At 65.6% G+C, this 521-nt stretch carries 1 protein-coding gene; it reads left to right on the top strand.

Features of this window, described 5'->3' with window-relative positions; all coding sequences use genetic code 11:
* Positions 1-521, top strand: a 521-nt coding sequence (locus ABD346_RS38200; RefSeq protein WP_344380923.1) for a flavodoxin-dependent (E)-4-hydroxy-3-methylbut-2-enyl-diphosphate synthase, incomplete at both ends; no start/stop codon positions are given.

Genomic DNA, 521 nt, shown 5'->3' with positions numbered 1-521 from the left:
GTGGCGGTCGGCGGGGACGCACCCGTCTCGGTGCAGTCCATGACCACGACGAGGACGTCGGACATCGGCGCGACGTTGCAGCAGATCGCCGAGCTGACGGCGTCGGGCTGTCAGATCGTCCGTGTTGCCTGTCCGACGCAGGATGATGCCGATGCGCTGGCGACGATCGCGCGGAAGTCGCAGATCCCGGTGATCGCGGACATTCACTTCCAGCCGAAGTATGTGTTCGCGGCGATCGATGCCGGGTGTGCCGCGGTGCGGGTGAATCCGGGCAATATCAAGCAGTTCGACGACAAGGTCAGGGAGATCGCGCTGGCCGCGAAGGACGCGGGGACGCCGATCCGGATCGGTGTGAACGCGGGCTCGCTGGACGCGCGGCTGCTGAAGAAGTACGGGAAGGCGACGCCGGAGGCGCTGGTCGAGTCGGCTCTGTGGGAGGCCTCGCTCTTCGAGGAGCACGGGTTCCGTGACATCAAGATCTCGGTCAAGCACAACGACCCGGTCGTGATGGTGAACGCCTA

It is taken from the genome of Streptomyces mauvecolor (assembly GCF_039532965.1).
Classification (GTDB): domain Bacteria; phylum Actinomycetota; class Actinomycetes; order Streptomycetales; family Streptomycetaceae; genus Streptomyces; species Streptomyces violascens.
The sequence above is the reverse complement of the archived record's forward strand: the minus strand, read 5'-3'. Positions and strand labels throughout refer to the sequence as shown.